This window comes from Nocardia sp. NPDC050175, assembly GCF_044459885.1.
Taxonomy (GTDB): domain Bacteria; phylum Actinomycetota; class Actinomycetes; order Mycobacteriales; family Mycobacteriaceae; genus Nocardia.
Genome location: NZ_JBITJI010000001.1, coordinates 207,349 through 224,182, shown reverse-complemented (window position 1 = coordinate 224,182; position 16,834 = coordinate 207,349). Strand labels below are relative to the sequence as shown.

The window sequence follows — 16,834 nt, the reverse complement described above, 5'->3', positions numbered from 1 at the left end:
GACAAACCGACCGGGCCGTACCTCCCGGCTATTTGCGAACAGATTGCTATGTTGTGCCTCCGGTACTGCGTAACCCCATCAACGTGCGGCACATCGGTCGAGGAGCAGGATGCTTTCGGGGCAGCAAGTGGCACAACGGTTTGTCCGCATGGCTCGATTGGCGACGGTGCTATCGATCGTTGTGGTTGGCGGTGGGTTTGCGATGGGAACAGCGACGGCCGCGCCCAGCGAACAATGGACGGCACTGCACGACGGGCCGCAACCGTACGCCGACGTGCACATCGACTGGGACGTCCCGATCCGGATGAGCGACGGCGTCATGCTCAAGGCAAACGTGTACCGGCCGGTGGACGCGTCGGGAGCGGTGGAACAGCAGCCGCTGCCGACCATCGTGAACCTCACGCCGTACACCAAACTGCTGTCCAACCTGGTTGATTCGGCAATGGCGACGCCCGATCTCCAGCCCATGGTACTGGGCCTGCTGAGCCGGATGAACCTATCCGGCACGCCGATCAGCGGCTTCGGCGATCTGCTGCACGCACTCGACGGCGGCACCGTGCAGACCGTCCTCGGCATCGACCGCAGCCTGATCCGCAGCGGATACACCCTGGTGGTCGCGGATGTGCGCGGGACGGGCTTCTCCCAGGGCACGTGGGACACCCTCGGCACCCGCGAGCAGTTGGACACCCGTGAAGTGATCGAGTGGGCGGCGGCCCAGCGATGGTCCACCGGCAAGGTCGGCATGAGCGGCGGCTCCTACGCGGGCATCACGCAGCTCCGCGCGGCCGAAAACGCCCCTGGCCCTTTGAAAGCCATCTTCCCGGTCGAACCGGGTAGCGATCTCATGCGTGATGTCGTCGCGCCGGGCGGCGGCATCGGCACCACCTTCCTGCCGCTCTGGCTGAGCAACGTGAACCAGACGAAGCTGATCCCCGACGTGCGATCGATGCTGAACGGCACCTTCGACTGGCGGTGGTTCCACGACCGGATGGCCGACCCGGCAACGAATTACGATCTGCTGACCCAGGCGCTGCTCACACCGACGCTCGACCAGGTTCCCCAGACGCTGGCCGCCGCGCTGGACCACGACAGCGACTTCCGGCAGGCCATTCTCGGACATCCGGAGCGAATCACGGTGCCCACCTTCGTCTATGGCGGCTGGCACGACATCTTCGCCAACAGCGCGACCACGCTGTTCAACGCGATCCCGTTGCCCGCGAACCAGAAACAGCTGCTCGTCGGCGACACCTATCACGCGAATCCCGGTGCCGGCACGGGTGCGCCCGGCGGGCCGGCGCGCCTGGAGGTGTTGCAGCGAGTGTGGTTCGACAAGTGGCTCAAGGACATCGACCACGGCATCGGCGAATTCGGGCCGGTGACCGTGTGGGAACAGGGCGGCGGCTGGCGGACACTGGGACAATTCCCGCAGGCCGACACCACCCATCGCCGGGTCTACCTGTCCGCGACGCCCAGCGGCACCGCCGAGAGCGGCTACGACGGATCACTGTCCGCGACAAAGCCCGACGAGCCCCGCACACTGACGGTCTCGCCCGGCTTCGCCAACGCCTGCTCGCGTGATACCGCCCAGGGCGCCGCCGGGATGACCGCGGTATTGGATATGTGCGCCAAGGACTCTCGCATCGCCGAACACGACGCACTGACCTTCACCGGCACACCGGTCACCGAACCCACGGTCATCTCCGGCCCGATCAACCTGCACCTCAACACGATCCACGAAGCGACCGACGGATACTGGGCGGTCACCGTGAACGACGTTGCCCCGGAGGGGACTTCGACCGTGTTGAGCACCGGCCAGCTCACCGCGTCGATGCGCGCGGTCGACGAGGCGAAGAGCACCCGCTCGTCCAACGGCGACTACACCGCCCCGTACAACCCGATCACCCTGGACAGCATGTTGCCCGTGGTCCCGGGTAAGCCGGTAGCGCTGGACATCGCCGTCATCCCGATCCAGGCGGTGCTGCGGCCCGGACATCGACTGCGCGTCGATGTCTTCGCCGGAAACTCGCCCAAGGCACTGCCGTTCCGGCCGCTGCTCAACAACACCGAGCTCAAACCGCAGTCCCTGCAACTGGATCCGGCCGAGCCGAGCTTTGTGAACCTGCCGACCAGCAGGCCGCTCGGCTGATCAGTTGCGGATGGCGCGCGCGACGCGGGCGTGCAGCCGCTCCGGCTCGGGCCCGAGTTCGTCCTGGCCGACATAGCCCGCGATAAGGTCGGGTGCGCTGAGGTCTTCGACGCCGTCGAAGCCCGCGGCATGCAACTCCGCCGCCAGTTCGGCGGCGGTGAAGTGACTCAACAATGGTTCGCCGAGCGCGGCCAGGCGGTCCGCTCTCGCTTGTAATTGAGCGCGGTGTTCCGGTGCGGCATCGGAGGCCGGCGGGATGTAATCCAGCGCCAACCGAACCGGGGTCGCCTGCTCGGCCAGGTAGCGCAAGGTCGACTGGATGGCGTCCCTGGTCAGATACATCACGACGCCCAGCCAGACGAAGGCGGCAGGCCGGTCTCTGGCGAAGCCCGCCGAGGCCAAACCTGTTGCCAGCGTTTCAGTCTCGAAGTCGATCGGTGCGAAGGTCAGCGAATCGGGGATGGCGATTCCGGCCGCGGCGAGCAGCTGACGTTTCCACGCCTGCGTCGCGGGATGGTCGACTTCGAATACCCGCAGCGTCGGATCGGGGTTGCGGTAGGCGAAGGTGTCCAATCCCGCGCCGAGGATCACCACCTGCCGCACCCCGTCCGCCACCGCGTCGGCGACCATCTCCTCCGCGAAGCGCGACCGGCTTGCCATGAGCAACCGGCGGACGCGATGAAAGGCGATGTCCTCGCCCGCCGTCGCGGCAATGGTCTGGTCGGTCAGCTCCGCAGCGGTCAAGCCCATGATCGCCGCAGCCAAGGGATCGGTGAATACACGAGGCTCGGGAGCGATCTGATGATAGGCGCGCGCATGCGCGGTGGCGAGCGCCGTCCGGCTCGGCTTCCCGACCTCCATATCAGAGCTTCCCTTGCACCTGACCGGCGATCAACTCGAGGTGGTCGAGATCAGCGAGGTCCAGTATCTGCAGGTAGATCCGTTGCGCGCCGATCTCGGCGTAGCGGCCGATCTTGTCGACCACCTCGGCGGGCGAACCGGCCAGGCCGTTCGCCTTCAGCTCGTCGACCTCGCGACCGATCGCCGCGGCCCGGCGCGCCACCTCGGCGTCGTCGGCACCGACACAGGCGACGAGGGCGTTCGAGTAGACCAGGTCGTCGGCCCGGCGACCGTGTGCCACGGCTGCCGCGCGGACCCGCTCGAACTGGGCGGCGCTGTCCTCGATCGAGGCGAACGGCATGTTGAACTCGGTCGCGTACTGTGCGGCCAGCCGCGGCGTGCGGGTGGCGCCGTGTCCGCCGATCAGCACCGGCACCGGATCCTGCACCGGCTTGGGCAGCGCGGGGGAGTTGGTCAACTGGTAGTGCTTGCCGTCGAAGTCGAACGTGTCACCCAGCTTGGTCGACCACAGCCCGGTGATGATCGCGAGCTGTTCCTCGAGCCGCGCGAACTTGTCCGCGGGGAACGGGATGCCGTAGGCGGCGTGCTCGTCGGCGAACCAGCCGCTGCCGAGGCCGAGTTCCACACGGCCACCGGACATCTGGTCCACCTGGGCGACCTGGATCGCCAGCGGTCCTGGCAGCCGGAAGGTGGCGGCGGTGACCAGCGTGCCGAGGCGGATCCGCTTGGTCTCCCTGGCCAGTCCGGCCAGCGTGATCCAGGCATCGGTGGGCCCGGGCAGGCCGTCCCCACCGCCCATCGCCGCGTAGTGGTCGGACCGGAAGAACGCGTCGAATCCCAGGTCCTCGGTGGCTTTCGCAACGGTCAACAGCGTGTCATAGCTCGCACCCTGCTGCGGCTCGGTGAAGATGCGCAATTCCATGATCACCATGGTGCCCGAGCACACTTCCGGACGGTACGACCGGGGCATGCGGCCCATCCCTCACTATGAATTCCGCCACCCGGGTGATGATGGGGACGAGGTAAGGGAGGTTCGATGATCACGGGGATCGTGGCGTATCCGGTGACGCCGTTCAGTGCCGACAGCGGCGAGGTCGACGAAGGGGTGTTGCGGGGCCTGGTGGATCGACTGGTCGACGCGGGCGTGGATGCTGTTGCGCCACTCGGGAGTACCGGGGAGAGCGCGTATCTCGACGATCAGGAATGGGCGGCGGTGGCGTCGATCTGCGTGGAGCAGGTCGATGGGCGGGTGCCGACGGTGATCGGGGTGTCGGAGTTGACCACGGCAGGGACGATCGCGCGGGCGCGACTTGCCGAACGGCTCGGCGCCACGGCGCTGATGATGTTGCCGGTGGCTTACTGGCGATTGACCGAGGTGGAGCTGCGCAGGCACTTCACCGCGGTCGCCGACGCGGTAGCGCTGCCGATCATGGCTTACAACAATCCCGGCACCAGCGGCATCGACATGACACCGGAGTTTCTGGTGGATCTCGTCGCGTGCGTGGACAACATCACGATGATCAAGGAATCCAGCGGAGATATCGCGCGGATGCGGCGAATCGCGGAGCTCGGTGCGGACGTGCCGTTCTTCAATGGAAGTAATCGGCTTGCCCTGCGAGCATTCGACGCCGGTGCCGCCGGATGGTGCACGGCCGCACCGTGTTTGGTGCCGGAGCAGATCGTGGCAGTGTGGCGGCTGCTGACGGCGGGTGAAGTCGACACAGCGACAGGGCTTTTCGAGCGGTTGGAACCATTGCTCGTCGCGATGAGCCGAGGCGGCCTGCCGAGGACTGTCAAAGCGGGCTTGCGTGCACTCGGCATCGACGCGGGCGACCCGCGACCGCCGCTGCTGCCGGTGGACAACGACACTCGTCGCGCGCTCGCTGAACTGATCGCGGCGGTCGGCCGATGATGCCGAGTGCCGCCGAGTAGGTGACGGGCCGGGGTGGATCGGCCGATTGAGTGACGGGCCAGGGTGATCGGCCGAGTAAGTGACGGGCCAGGGTGATCGTCCGCGGGCGGCCGGATTCCGGTGCCGCGTGATGCGGCCCATCGCGGATCGTTGCCGTTGCCGTTGCCGTTGCCGTTGCCGTTGCCGTTGCCGTTGCCGTTGCTGGTGCTGGTGCTCGACCAGGCCTCGTGGCGGCCGCGCTAATGTCTGTTCGGACATGTCGCACCGCCCACCGTGGGGCGGCGCGCACCGAGCAAAGGAGCCGATGTGCCGGAGCGAGCGCTGCCCGTCGTGGTTGTGATGGGGGTGTCGGGGTCCGGCAAATCGACGGTCGGCCGGGCACTCGCCGCCGAACTCGGGGTCGAATACGCCGAGGGCGACGACTTCCACCCGTCGGCCAACATCGCGAAGATGGCCGCGGGCATCCCACTGGACGACGCCGACCGCGCGCCCTGGCTCGACACGGTCGCCGCGTGGCTGGCCGAACACACCGAGCAAGGCGGCGTAGTCACCTGCTCAGCGCTGAAACGCGCCTACCGAGACCGACTGCGCGCCGCCGCCCCCGACGCATACTTCCTACACCTGGCCGCGTCACACGAAGAACTCGCGCACCGAATGACCGACCGCACCGGCCATTTCATGCCATCGAGCCTGCTCGACTCACAACTGGCCGCGCTCGAGCCCCTAGCAGACGACGAACGCGGCACGACCGTCGACGCGACCCGCGACCCAGCCGAACTGGCTCGCGAAACATCGGCGGCACTGCGCGACCAGTGACGCCGTCGAATCCACTGCGGCGACACACAGCGGCCCTCGCAACCGGGGAATACCGGAAAGCGCACGAACTGCGACGGCCTACCTGCGGGACACGTCCGTCGGTATTCATTCCGCCGTTCTGGACCGCACCGTGCAGTTGGTCTAGTTCAGCCCCTCGGCCTATGCCTTCTTGATCAGCTCGTCACCGATCGCCCGGCAGAAATCGGGAAGGTCGTCCGGATTGCGGGAGGTGATCAGTGCCCAGCCGTTCTCGGCCGAACGCACCACCGGTTGATCGACCCACCGTCCGCCCGCGTTGATCACGTCCGTGCGCAGTGAGAAGTACGAGGTCAGCGTCTTGTCCGGGGTGAGTTCCGCCTCGACGAGCAACCACGGCCCGTGACAGATCGCGGCGATCGGCTTACCCGCGGCGGCGAACGCCTTGGCCAATTCGACGGCCCGATCCTCCGCACGCAGCTTGTCGGCGTTGACCGTGCCACCCGGCACCACGAGCACGTCGAAGTCGTCCACCGAGACATCTTCGAGCGCCGAATCCGGCTGCACGGTCACGTCCTTCTCGGTGTCGTGCTCGAACGTCTGCACCTGCTCGTTCTTGGGCGCGGCGTGCACGACGGACGCACCCCGCCCCTTCAGCTCCTTCTGCGGAACCAGCAGCTCATCGCGCTCCACGCCCGTATTCGAAGTGATGATCAGTACGCGCGTCCCATTCAGGTCTTCCGGCATGCCGACAACTCCCTTCCATCGTTCGTCCCAGGAGTAGGCGTGCCGCGAATCCGGAAAGCTAAACCTCTACAGTCCGCCGAGCCTGGTCAGCACCTCGAACGCCACGTCGGCACTGCGCCACAGCGCGTCGATCTCGACCCGGGCTGCCGGCGCGAGCGCAGGATCGGTCAGCGCGAGTCCGTTACCGAAGATCACCACGTTGGCACCCGCGTCGGCGAGGCGAAGCAGCTGCGGCGTGCCCACACCTTGGCCGACGACCAGATCAAGGCCTTCACCGACGAAGTAGAACCGCCACAGCGGCCCGAGGTCGCCGTGATAGATCTCCTTGGTCGAACTCACGATCAACGAACCCTGCTGCGCGATCGAGTCGACGATCTTGAAATAGTCGGGCGCGTTCGCGGGCGTGCCGCCGACCGCGGCCACCGCGTAGGACAGATCGACGGACAGATGAGCGTCGTATCCGGCCATCGCGACGCGAGCCGGAGACAGGTCGCAGCGGCGCGTGAGGTCGAAGTAGTTGGCCCACTGCGGATCCGTCGGAGCGCCCGTGAATTCGGCGTGCACGTTGCGCAGGAACCGGGACAGCAGTTCGAGACTGATCCGATGCGCCCACTCGGGATCGGCGAACGCGGCCGGGTCGCGCTGCAACGGCATCACCGCGGCCTGCTCGACGGCGTCGAGACCGAGCGCGAACACACCGCGCAGATCACGATGTTCGACCAGGATCTGGGTGAGTTGCCGATGCTGTTCGACGGCTTGTTCCAGCTGTTCCAGCGAGGAGCCGGTGAGCTTGCTGGTGTCCGAGAGATCAGCGATCGAAGAGACCTCGGCGGGCGACAACGCAGTGCCACAGGCGGAATCGACGGCAGCCCCGGCCTGGCCCGCGCCCAACAGCGTGGCACCGCCGAGCAGCAAAGCAGAGACGAGAGCGAGGCGGATGGTGGTGATCATGTGCTGCTCCGGGATGTTCACGCGCCGCGTGGTACGTCGGCGAACATGCGCTGACGTTCGGCGACGGCGAGGCTGGGTCGAGACATTTCCGGCGAAACCGGAGGTGGCCCAACATTAGCCGACCCAGACCGCCCTTCGTTGCGCACGCTGCGACGAAACCTGCCCCTACTGCCCGGTCGGGCAGGTCCCGCCGGTCACGCTCTGCAGACAGATCCCGGAGATATCGGAGATCAGAAAACCAGCACCGATGACCAGCGACCCCACCGCAATCACCCCGAACACCATCACCCACAGCAGCCCGGGCAGGTGCGTGAGCCGCGCGAGCTGATCGGCATCAGAGGCGACATCCTCCTGGTATCGGCTACGCAACTGCCGAGACCGCCCGCGCTGCAATTCGATCACCGGCCGCGCCCCGGCGAGCAGCAGGAACCAGGCGCCCAGGTAGGCGAAACCCGCCTGCAGCGTGTCGGCGCCGAACCAGGACACCGCGAATACGGTCGCGCCGACCGCGAACACCGTCAGCATGCCGTAGACATTGCGCGTCATGATCAGCACCGCGGCCAGCAGCACGATGGCCACCCACAGCATCAGCGTGATCCGGCTCGCGCCGAGCAACGCGGCGAAGGCCAGCCCGAGCAGCGGCGGCCCCGGATAGCCCGCCATCGTCGTGAGAATCATGCCGAGGCCGTAGGGCTTTCCGCTCGACACGGTGAGACCCGAAGTGTCCGAATGTAATCGGATGCTGTTCAGCTTGCGCCCGGTGAGCAGCGCGACCAGCGCATGCCCGCCCTCGTGCGCGATGGTGACGATATTGCGGGTGAACCGCCAGATGGGCGTGTATCCCACCAGCACGAGCGCCACCACGCCGGCACCGGCCACCAACCACCACGGCGGCTGGGTTTGCGTTGTCGTCAAGCGGTCGACGATGGAGGTGCCATGCTCGACCCATTCGGCTCTGTCCACCGCCGCACCTTATCCGGCGTCGGACATCTCCGCTCGGAGCTGACGTTTGTAGATCTTGCCCGCATCGTCGCGGGGGAGTTCGGCCACGATCCGCAACACACTCGGCACCTTGTACGCGGCGAGCTGCCCGGCCAGCCCGGCGCGGATGCTTTCTTCGGTGAGCTCGGCGCCGGGACGCGGAACAACCTGGGCGGCAACGACTTCACCGAGATCGCCGTGGTGCGCGATGCCGAACACCGCGACATCCTCGACGCCGTCCAGGGCCATGATCGCGTTCTCGATCTCGGCGGGGTAGATATTCACGCCGCCGGAGATGATGAGGTCGTTGGCGCGTCCGGTGATATAGAGGAAGCCGTCGTCGTCGAGGTAGCCGCGGTCGCCGATGGCTAGGAATCCGGGTACCGGACTGTCCGCTTCGCCGTTGTCGTGCAGGTAGCGGAACTTCGGCCAGTAATCGGCGCCGCGCACGAACACCCGGCCGGTCTCGCCCGCGGGTAACGGTTCGCCCGCATCATCGACGATGACGGCGGCCGCGCCGTCCGCCGGTCGGCCGACACTGCCGGGATGAGCCAGCCATTCGCTCGCGGAGATCCAGGTGATGGTGCCCGCTTCGGCGCAGCCGTAGTACTCGACCAGCGCGTCACCGAACCAGTCGATCGCGGCCCGCTTCACCGCGGGCGGGCAGGGCGCCGACGAGTGGATGAGGTGGGTGAGGCTGGAGACGTCGTAGCGGCCGCGCACGTCCGCGGGCAACGACAGCAGCCGTGACAGCATGGTCGGCACCACCTTGGCCTGGGTGATGCGGCGCTCGTCCACGATGCGCAGGAACTGTTCGGCATCCCAGCGCGGCATGATCGTGATGCTGGTGCCGACCCGCAGCGCGAGCGTCGCGATACCGTTCGGGCTGGCGTGGTACAGCGGCCCGGGGATCACCGCCTGCCCGCGTGGGGCGAGGCCGAGTCGTTTGGCCGCGCTGCCGGCCACCGATAACCACTGGTGCGGCGTCATCCGTTCGCGCAGCACGCCTTTGGGTTTTCCGGTGGTGCCGGAGGTGTAGATCAGGCCGGTCGAGTCGTCGCGCGAGCCCTCGATGCGGCCGAGCGGCTCGGGATGCGTTTCTATCCATTGTTCCAGGGTCGAGTGCCTGCCGGTTGGCTCGGCCAGTGCCGCGTCCAGCCCCGCCGCGGCGAGCAGCTCGCGCGGCATCTCGACCTCCAGAATTGCCGTATCTTCTTGCGGCGCAGCCTGTTCGGCGATATCGATGAACTCGGTGTGCGCGATGATCAACCGCGCGTCACTGTCTGCGAGCACATGCGCGACCTCGGGCACCTGCCACCGCGTATTGATCGGCACCGAATTCGCCCCGCACACCGCGACGGCCAGGGAAACCTCGACGAACTCGATATCGTTGCGAATCATCATCGCGACCCGATCGCCGGGTCTCACCCCGGCCTCGGCGAGCGCGGCCGCTAGCCTTCCCGCCCGCTGATGCGCCTCGGCCTGCGACCGAACACGGCCCGCGCAGGTAATGGTTGGTGTTGACATGCTGCCCAAAGCATCGCCCATGATTCGCAGTCTGCCACTTCCTCAGCTACCGGGTAGCACAAGCCGGGTTACGATGTTTTGGTCAGAATTCCGGCCATATCCCCGATGACGCTGCCGGTGCGATAGGACAACGTGCCGTCGGGGAGTAGCTGGATGTGCGTTGTGTTGCCGTCGTCGTTGCAGCCGCCTGCGTCTTCGGTGAGTCGTGCGGTGAGCGTGAGTTCTTCGCCAGCGACGGCCGTCAATGTCTCGGCTCGGCCGCATGTCGTGCCGGAGACTTTCCCGGTGTTGGACGAGCTGCCGAGTTCCTCGCCGACGGTGCCGGCATTCAGCGTCAGGACGATGTCGAAGCCGGTGACCTGGTCCTTGGCTACACCTTTCCATTCGCCGATAAACGCTTCCGGCAATTCGGCAGCAGGACCGCCCGCCGTCGCGACGGATTGATCGGTGTCGCCGTTGGAACCGGTGAACTGCTTGGTTATCACGAAAGCGGCAACCGCTATGACGAGGCACAGCACCAGCGCACCGGCAATCAATGCGGCACGGCGGCGCGGGCGTTGGTGGGTGGGCGGTGGTGCGGGGTGTGCCGCCGGTTGCTGGTAGCCGTATGCGGCGTCTTGCGGCCCAGGTGATTGCTGGTAGCCGTGCGGACCAGCTGACTCCTGTGGGTGCGGCGGTGTGTACGGACCACCTTGCGGCCCATAGGAATACGGCTGACCCGCGGGATCGGGCGCACCCTGCCACCACGATCGCGGCGTGGCGTCCGGTTGACCGGACCCCGGCTGGCTCGTGGCGGTCCGCACGTTCGGATCCGTGAACGGCCGCACCACCGTCTCGGCGGTACGGGTCGGATTCGCGGGCTTGCTCAGTGCCTCGGGTACATCGAACGGCCCGGAATCCAGGTCGAGCAGCTGCACCGCACGCCTGCTGACCTCTTCCAACGCCGGTCCGGGGAGCCAGCCGCCGCGACCGGGCAGGCCGAGGGCGGTCAGATCGGCGATGATGCGCTCGGGGGTCGGGCGAGCGGCCGGGTCCTTGGTGAGGCAGGCCGCGATAAGTGGGCGCAGGCGTTCTGGCACCGCATCGAGCCGCGGCTCCTCGTACACCACGCGCCACAGCATCTGCACCATCTCGCCGATCCCGAACGGCCCCTGTCCGGTGGCCGCGAACACCAGCACGCCGCCGAGGGCGAACACATCGCTGGCCGGGCCGACCGGATCGCCGGTCACCTGCTCGGGACACATGAATCCCGGTGAGCCGATGACCTTTCCGGTGGTGGTGAACTGACTGTCGTCGATCGCGCGGGCGATGCCGAAGTCGATCACCTTGGGACCGTCGAGGGCCAGCAGCACATTGGACGGTTTGAGGTCGCGGTGCACCAGGTCGGCGGCGTGCACGGCGACCAGCGCCTCGGCCAGCCCGTGCGCGAGGACAATCAGCGAGCTCTCGGTGAACGGCCCGTATTCGTCGACGGCTTCGGTCAGCGAGAATCCGGCAACGTAACCCGTTGCCAGCCAGGGCGGGTCCGCGTCGACGTCGGCATCGAGGACCGGCGCGGTGAACTGCCCGCCGACCCGTCGGGCGGCGGTCACCTCGCGCCGGAACCGCTCCCGGAATTCGTTGTCGCCGACCAGGTCCGGCCGGATCACCTTGACCGCTACCGTGCGGCCACCGGCATTGCGTCCCAGATACACCCGGCCCATGCCGCCCGCACCGAGCACGCCGAGTAACCGGTAATCGCCGATCCGCGTGGGATCATCTGCGCCGAGCGGTCGCATCGCGATGCTGGCTCCCTTCGAATGTCGAACATCGAAAGGTTACCTACCGCTCGACGCGGTGTCTGGTTCAGTCAGGCGTTTCTCAAATGCTGGTGCGGTTTCAGCCGGCAACCGCGCTGGGCACCGGCTCTGGACGATCTTGCCGGACGTACCTGGCCAGCAGATACGCCGCGATCGCGGCGGGAATGTTCATCAACACCCCGTACACCGCACCTGGGACGGCCATCGCGTCACTGTGCAGCACGGATCCCGCGATGGCGATCGCGATCGCGCCGTTGTGGATGCCGATCTCCATCGCCGAGGCGATCGCCTGATCGGCCTCGACCTGGAACAGTCGCGGCACGAAATAGCCGACGGCCAGACTGATCACGGCGAACAGCAGGCTGAGCGAGGCGAGTGTGCCGATGTTCTCGGTGAGCGTGCTGAAGTTCTTCGCCACGGCCGCGAGCACCACGAGCGCGAGCACCACGATCGAGAGGATCTTGACGTTGCCGCGCATCCGTTCGGCCCACCCGGTGAACCGGTGGTGCACGAACATGCCGATCGCGACGGGAACCAGCACGATCGCGAACACCTGCGCGAACTTGTCCGGCCGCAGCCCGAACGACCCGGCACCGTCCATGAATCGGCTGTACGCGAACGCGACGATCAGCGGCATGGTGAACACGGCGAGCACCGAATTGATCGCGGTGAGCGTGATATTCAACGCGACGTTGCCGCCCGCGATGTGGCTGAACAGGTTGGCCGACGGCCCGCCCGGCGACGCGGCGAGCAGCAGCATGCCAACGGCGAGAGCACCTTCGAGCTGGAACAAATAGATCAGCCCGACGCAGACCGCCGGAAGTAACACCATCTGGCAGAGCAGCGCGATCACCGCGGCCTTCGGATAGCGCAGCACCCTGGCGAAATCGTCGACGGCCAAGGTCAAACCGAGCCCGAACATCACCAGGGCCAGCGCCAGCGGCAGGAACACCGCGAAAATCGTTGAACCCATGGGGATCTCCTCTCAGCCTGAACCCTCGACCTACCCACGGCCGACACCGAGCGTCGACGTTATCGACGTATGGCGTTGGTCGCCAGCCCAATAACTGAGGGGGTGTGCCTGCTGAAAGTCGGGTTATCCGGCGACGACCACGCCCTCGGCGGCCGATCGGCGCGCGGCTTCCAGCACGCGCAGTGTCGCGACGGCATCGCGTGGGTCGACCGGAACTCGACCGCCATCCAGCAGGGCGGCAGCCAGTTCGGCGTAGAACGCGGGGTAATTGCCCGCGATGGTGGGGACACGTTCGACGGCAGGTTCGGCGCCGAACACACCCCAGTGCTCGGATTCGACTGTGCCCCAGGGCTTGTCGTCATCGGGGCGGCGACCGTCGCGCAGCGCACTCTCTTGCGGATCGAGACCGTATGTCACGTAGCCCGCCTGGGACCCGAGCACCCGGAAGCGTGGACCCAGTTGCGGCGCAACAGCACTCATCCATAGATGGGAGCGGACGCCAGAGGTGTGGGTGAGCGCGACGAAGGCGTCGTCGTCGGTCTGTATGTCCGCGCGTCGCCGATCCAGTTCGCAGTACACCGATTTCACCGGACCGAACAGCGTCAGCGCCTGATCGATGAGATGGCTGCCGAGGTCGAAGAGCAGTCCGGCACCGTCGGCCGCGCTGCCCACTTCCCGCCAGCCGCCCTTCGGCACCGGGCGCCAGCGCTCGAATCGGGACTCGAAGCGCCGTACCTCGCCGAGCCGACCCGCCTCGGTGAGGGCGCGCACGGTGAGGAAGTCGCCGTCCCAGCGACGATTCTGGAACACCGTCAACGCAAGCCCGGCTTGCTCGGCGCGCTTGATCAGGTCCTCGCCCTCGGCGACCGATACCGCGAACGGCTTGTCGACCACAACCGGCAGGCCCGCGTCCAACGCCTGCTTCGCCAGCGGGGCATGCGTGCGGTTGGGCGTCGCGATGACGACTAGATCGATGCTGGTGGGGTCCGCGAACAGTTCGTCGGTGGTGGCGACGACGCGCACGCTGGGGTGTTCCCGCTCGGCCTGCGCGGCCCGCTCGGCCGACGAGGTGACCACCACCGCGACGCGCATGCGCGGTTCGGCGGCGATCAGCGGCGCGTGGAAGACCGATCCGGCCAACCCGTACCCGACTACAGCGACGTCCAAGCTCATGTCTCGACGCTAGCGGATCGTCCTAGGAATACAGGTCGTGGTCGACTGGCCGTCACCGACGACCTCGACAATCGTCGGGTGCGCGACTCGGTGGTCTCAGGTGCGCTGGCGTGCTGCCAAGTGGAATCCGTTCGTTTCGCACAGCGGGCCCTTCCGCAACCACGAGGCAACCTTAGCTTTGCTTACGATCTGTGCCCGGCGGTTGCCGGGCGGCGTGACAGCCTCGGTGATGCTTCCATACGGAAACATGACTGCCGCACCACTTCTCGGCATCGTGCTGCCGCACATGGACGCCCTTTACGTTGTATTCCCCTCTCGAAAATCGGCAATTATTCAGCAAATCTTAGAGCAATCTTAAAGCGTTCCCTTTCGGGCAAATCGGAAATGACTGCGCGTGACAGAGGTCACGACAGTGCATTTTGGCAGTACGTATTTCCAATAGTTACCGACGATTCACGCGGCCTGAAGTGGTGCTTTACGGAATTTTTGCAATACAGGTGATGACCTGCGGCGAACTGCCTTCAGTTGGCTGATTCGGGGTTAGCTGTCGAAATACTGGCGAGGCTGACCTACCGTGTGAAACGTCGCTTAGTCAATGCTGATACGGCGTTCTATATATCGCCCCTTCTCGCAGACCCACGGAGGCCGCACATGCGTGTGCCGCTGATTACGGCGAAGAAAACTCGAACCGAATTGACATCCCGGATACCGGGCAAGGTGGTGCCGCGCCTGTCCACCGACATGCTCACCAAGCTGCCCGCCACGGTCGCCAGGCCCGGGTTTGCTCCGCGCAGCCTGACCACCGGCATCCTGCACCTCGGCTGCGGTTCGTTTCACCGGGCCCACCAGGCCCTGGCAACCCAGCACGCGATGAACGAGACCGGCGATCCACGCTGGGGTATCGCCGCCGTCGCGATCAACCGCCCCACGGTGGTCGACGCGCTACGGGCGCAGGACCACCTGTACACCACGCTGCTGCACGAGGACGGGCAGGCGCGGGTGGAAGTGGTCGGCTCGATCACCGAGGCCGTACACGCGCCGACCGACCTGATCGGCGTGCCGCAGCGAATCGCCGATCCGCGCGTCAAGATCGTCACGCTCACCGTCACGGCCAGCGGTTACTGCGTTTCGCCGGTCACCGGGCGGTTGGAAGTGGACTGCCCCGGCGTCCGCCACGACCTGCGGTCGCCGACCAGGCCGATCACCCCGATCGGCATGCTCGCGCAGGGCCTCGAGCTGGTCAGGCGACGGGGGAGCACCCCGCCGGTGATCATCAGCTGCGACAACATGTGCGCCAACGGCAGCACGCTGCGCCGCGCTGTCATCGATTTCGCCCTGATGCGCGACGATCATCTCGCCGAGTGGATCGCCAGGCACGTGCAGTTCCCGAACAGCGTGGTGGACCGCATCGTGCAGCCGACCGCGCCCACCGACGCCGCGGTGGCCCGTAACTGGCTGGGCGGCATCGAGGATCTCGCGCCGGTCTCCGCCGAGCCGTTCATGACCTGGACGATCGAGGATTTCGAGGGCGAGCGCCCGCAGTGGGAACTCGGCGGCGCCCAATTCGTCTCCAACGTCAAGGATTACGAGCTGGCCAAGCTGCGCCTGCTCAACGGGACGCACATGCTGCTCGCCTACCTCGGTGGCGTGGCGGGTCACCGCACCATCGCCGAGGCGACCGCGAGCCCGGCGCTCGCGGCGCTGGCCCGGCAGTTCATGCTGGACGAGCAGGGGCCGACGCTGGCTCTCGGCACGCCCGAATTGCGCCGGACCGTAGACGATTTGATGCGTCGCTTCCGCAATCCCGCTATCGCGCAAGACATGACGCGGATCGGCCGCAACGGCTCGGACAAGATGATGCCGCGGGTCGTCGACGCACTGCGCGACAACATCGAGGCGGGCAGGCCGACCCCCGGCGCGACCTTGCTGATCGCCGCGTGGATCCGCTGGTTCACCGCGAGCCACGCCCCCGGCGCGGTAATGGAGCTCATCGACCCGAGAGAAGATTCGCTCGCGGTACTGGTCGACAGCGATCCGCACCGCTGTGCGCAGGCGTTCTTGCAGCGCACCGATATTTTCGGCACGCTACCCGAACTGGAGAACGTGCAGCGGCAGGTCGGTGACGCCCTCGCCGAGATCAGCCGCGACGGTGTCGAGGCCGCGGTCCGGCGCCGGTTGGCGCCGCAATCGGAAGGGAGCAACGGGTGAACGCCGAAAGTCCGGTTCGGGCGGTCGTCTTCGATATGGACGGCCTGCTGATCGACTCGGAGAGTCTGGCCATGGAGTCCTTGGTCAGCGCGGGCGCCGAGCTCGGCTACGAGATGCCGATCGAGTTCTGCCGCAGCATGATCGGCGTGCCCGCCGATCGATGCCGGACGCTCGCCGCGGCCGCGTACGGCCGGGGCTTCCCGCTGGAGGAGTACTTCGCGCTGCACGACGTGCACCTGCGTCAGCTCGTCGACAGCGGCAGGCTGACCACCAAGCCGGGTGCGCTGGCGCTGCTCGACGCGCTGGAGGCGCAAGGGGTGCCGAAGGCGATCGCCACCTCGTCGTCGCGAGACCGCGCCGACCATCATCTACAACTGGCCGGCATCGCCGACCGGTTCGACGTGGTGGTCACGCGGCAGGACGTGACCAAGGGCAAGCCCGATCCCGAGCCGTACCTGAAGGCGATGGCCGCGCTCGGCGGCGAGACGGAAACGACACTCGCGCTGGAAGATTCGACCAACGGCCTGCGTGCGGCGTGCGCCGCGGGGCTGCGCTGCATCCTCGTCCCCGACCTGGTGCAGCCGACCGAGGAGTCCCGGCGGCTCGCGCACCGGCTGTATCCGGACCTGCACCAAGTGATCGAATATCTCGCCGTGGCTAACGCACCCTCGACCGCGTCTACCGCCTAGGCTGTGCCGAGCTAGATCGAATCTGTCGGCGGACCTGAAGAGGATCTTTCGTGGTGCGGATGGCTCGGCCCGTAG

15 protein-coding genes are annotated in these 16,834 nt (G+C 66.8%); 6 read left to right on the top strand and 9 right to left on the bottom strand.

Going from position 1 to position 16,834, the window contains the following annotated elements; genetic code table 11:
• Positions 1–202 precede the first annotated feature (202 nt).
• Positions 203–2,146: a CocE/NonD family hydrolase gene (locus ACIBK2_RS00990; RefSeq protein ID WP_396962231.1), complete on the top strand. Its 1,944-nt coding sequence runs from the start codon at positions 203–205 to the stop codon at positions 2,144–2,146.
• Here the strand turns inward: ACIBK2_RS00990 and ACIBK2_RS00985 are convergent, their stop codons facing one another.
• Positions 2,147–3,007 carry a class I SAM-dependent methyltransferase gene (locus ACIBK2_RS00985; RefSeq protein ID WP_396962229.1) on the bottom strand — a complete coding sequence of 287 codons (861 nt, stop codon included), beginning with the start codon at positions 3,005–3,007 and terminating at the stop codon, positions 2,147–2,149.
• A 1-nt stretch (position 3,008) separates the two neighbouring features.
• Positions 3,009–3,929: an LLM class F420-dependent oxidoreductase gene (locus ACIBK2_RS00980; protein ID WP_396963993.1), complete on the bottom strand. Its 921-nt coding sequence runs from the start codon at positions 3,927–3,929 to the stop codon at positions 3,009–3,011.
• Between the two features lie 114 nt (positions 3,930–4,043).
• Here ACIBK2_RS00980 and ACIBK2_RS00975 point away from each other — a divergent pair, with 114 nt between their 5' ends.
• From ACIBK2_RS00975 to ACIBK2_RS00965, 3 genes are all read left to right on the top strand, one after another.
• Positions 4,044–4,919, top strand: coding sequence for a dihydrodipicolinate synthase family protein (locus ACIBK2_RS00975; RefSeq protein WP_396962227.1), 876 nt, complete (start codon positions 4,044–4,046; stop codon positions 4,917–4,919).
• A gap of 120 nt (positions 4,920–5,039) precedes the next feature.
• Complete coding sequence (locus ACIBK2_RS00970; RefSeq protein ID WP_396962225.1) at positions 5,040–5,162, top strand: hypothetical protein; 123 nt, start codon at positions 5,040–5,042, stop codon at positions 5,160–5,162.
• A gap of 63 nt (positions 5,163–5,225) precedes the next feature.
• Positions 5,226–5,735 (top strand): gluconokinase, encoded by a 510-nt coding sequence (locus ACIBK2_RS00965; RefSeq protein WP_396962223.1) that lies wholly within the window; start codon positions 5,226–5,228, stop codon positions 5,733–5,735.
• Between the two features lie 159 nt (positions 5,736–5,894).
• Here the strand turns inward: ACIBK2_RS00965 and ACIBK2_RS00960 are convergent, their stop codons facing one another.
• From ACIBK2_RS00960 to ACIBK2_RS00930, 7 genes are all read right to left on the bottom strand, one after another.
• Positions 5,895–6,458, bottom strand: coding sequence for a type 1 glutamine amidotransferase domain-containing protein (locus ACIBK2_RS00960; protein WP_396962221.1), 564 nt, complete (start codon positions 6,456–6,458; stop codon positions 5,895–5,897).
• A 66-nt stretch (positions 6,459–6,524) separates the two neighbouring features.
• On the bottom strand, positions 6,525–7,409 hold the full coding sequence (locus ACIBK2_RS00955) for a DUF5995 family protein (RefSeq protein WP_396963991.1): 885 nt from the start codon (positions 7,407–7,409) through the stop codon (positions 6,525–6,527).
• Between the two features lie 165 nt (positions 7,410–7,574).
• Positions 7,575–8,372 carry a M50 family metallopeptidase gene (locus ACIBK2_RS00950; protein WP_396962219.1) on the bottom strand — a complete coding sequence of 266 codons (798 nt, stop codon included), beginning with the start codon at positions 8,370–8,372 and terminating at the stop codon, positions 7,575–7,577.
• Positions 8,373–8,381: 9 nt separating this feature from the next.
• The gene (locus ACIBK2_RS00945) at positions 8,382–9,938 is read right to left on the bottom strand and encodes an AMP-binding protein (RefSeq protein WP_396962217.1); all 1,557 of its coding nucleotides are present in this window, start codon (positions 9,936–9,938) and stop codon (positions 8,382–8,384) included.
• A 47-nt stretch (positions 9,939–9,985) separates the two neighbouring features.
• Positions 9,986–11,695: a protein kinase gene (locus ACIBK2_RS00940; protein ID WP_396962215.1), complete on the bottom strand. Its 1,710-nt coding sequence runs from the start codon at positions 11,693–11,695 to the stop codon at positions 9,986–9,988.
• A 100-nt stretch (positions 11,696–11,795) separates the two neighbouring features.
• Complete coding sequence (locus ACIBK2_RS00935) at positions 11,796–12,689, bottom strand: bile acid:sodium symporter family protein (RefSeq protein WP_396962213.1); 894 nt, start codon at positions 12,687–12,689, stop codon at positions 11,796–11,798.
• 123 nt (positions 12,690–12,812) lie between these two features.
• On the bottom strand, positions 12,813–13,862 hold the full coding sequence (locus ACIBK2_RS00930; protein ID WP_396962211.1) for a Gfo/Idh/MocA family oxidoreductase: 1,050 nt from the start codon (positions 13,860–13,862) through the stop codon (positions 12,813–12,815).
• Between the two features lie 651 nt (positions 13,863–14,513).
• On the opposite strand from ACIBK2_RS00930, the gene ACIBK2_RS00925 reads away from it, so the two are divergent.
• The gene (locus tag ACIBK2_RS00925) at positions 14,514–16,070 is read left to right on the top strand and encodes a mannitol dehydrogenase family protein (RefSeq protein WP_357384232.1); all 1,557 of its coding nucleotides are present in this window, start codon (positions 14,514–14,516) and stop codon (positions 16,068–16,070) included.
• A complete protein-coding gene (locus ACIBK2_RS00920) occupies positions 16,067–16,759 on the top strand; it encodes an HAD family hydrolase (RefSeq protein WP_396962208.1) in 693 nt (230 codons plus the stop codon). The genes ACIBK2_RS00925 and ACIBK2_RS00920 overlap by 4 nt, the downstream gene beginning before the upstream one ends.
• Positions 16,760–16,834: the final 75 nt, after the last annotated feature.

Excerpts from the sequence above, each read along its gene's own strand:
- ACIBK2_RS00975 (WP_396962227.1), top strand. The coding sequence starts at position 4,044 with ATGATCACGGGGATCGTGGCGTATCCGGTGACGCCGTTCAGTGCCGAC.
- ACIBK2_RS00980 (WP_396963993.1), bottom strand. The coding sequence starts at position 3,929 with ATGGAATTGCGCATCTTCACCGAGCCGCAGCAGGGTGCGAGCTATGAC.
- ACIBK2_RS00935 (WP_396962213.1), bottom strand. The coding sequence starts at position 12,689 with ATGGGTTCAACGATTTTCGCGGTGTTCCTGCCGCTGGCGCTGGCCCTG.
- ACIBK2_RS00960 (WP_396962221.1), bottom strand. The coding sequence starts at position 6,458 with ATGCCGGAAGACCTGAATGGGACGCGCGTACTGATCATCACTTCGAAT.
- ACIBK2_RS00925 (WP_357384232.1), top strand. The coding sequence starts at position 14,514 with ATGCGTGTGCCGCTGATTACGGCGAAGAAAACTCGAACCGAATTGACA.
- ACIBK2_RS00955 (WP_396963991.1), bottom strand. The coding sequence starts at position 7,409 with ATGATCACCACCATCCGCCTCGCTCTCGTCTCTGCTTTGCTGCTCGGC.
- ACIBK2_RS00990 (WP_396962231.1), top strand. The coding sequence starts at position 203 with ATGGGAACAGCGACGGCCGCGCCCAGCGAACAATGGACGGCACTGCAC.
- ACIBK2_RS00930 (WP_396962211.1), bottom strand. The coding sequence starts at position 13,862 with ATGAGCTTGGACGTCGCTGTAGTCGGGTACGGGTTGGCCGGATCGGTC.
- ACIBK2_RS00945 (WP_396962217.1), bottom strand. The coding sequence starts at position 9,938 with ATGGGCGATGCTTTGGGCAGCATGTCAACACCAACCATTACCTGCGCG.
- ACIBK2_RS00940 (WP_396962215.1), bottom strand. The coding sequence starts at position 11,695 with ATGCGACCGCTCGGCGCAGATGATCCCACGCGGATCGGCGATTACCGG.
- ACIBK2_RS00985 (WP_396962229.1), bottom strand. The coding sequence starts at position 3,007 with ATGGAGGTCGGGAAGCCGAGCCGGACGGCGCTCGCCACCGCGCATGCG.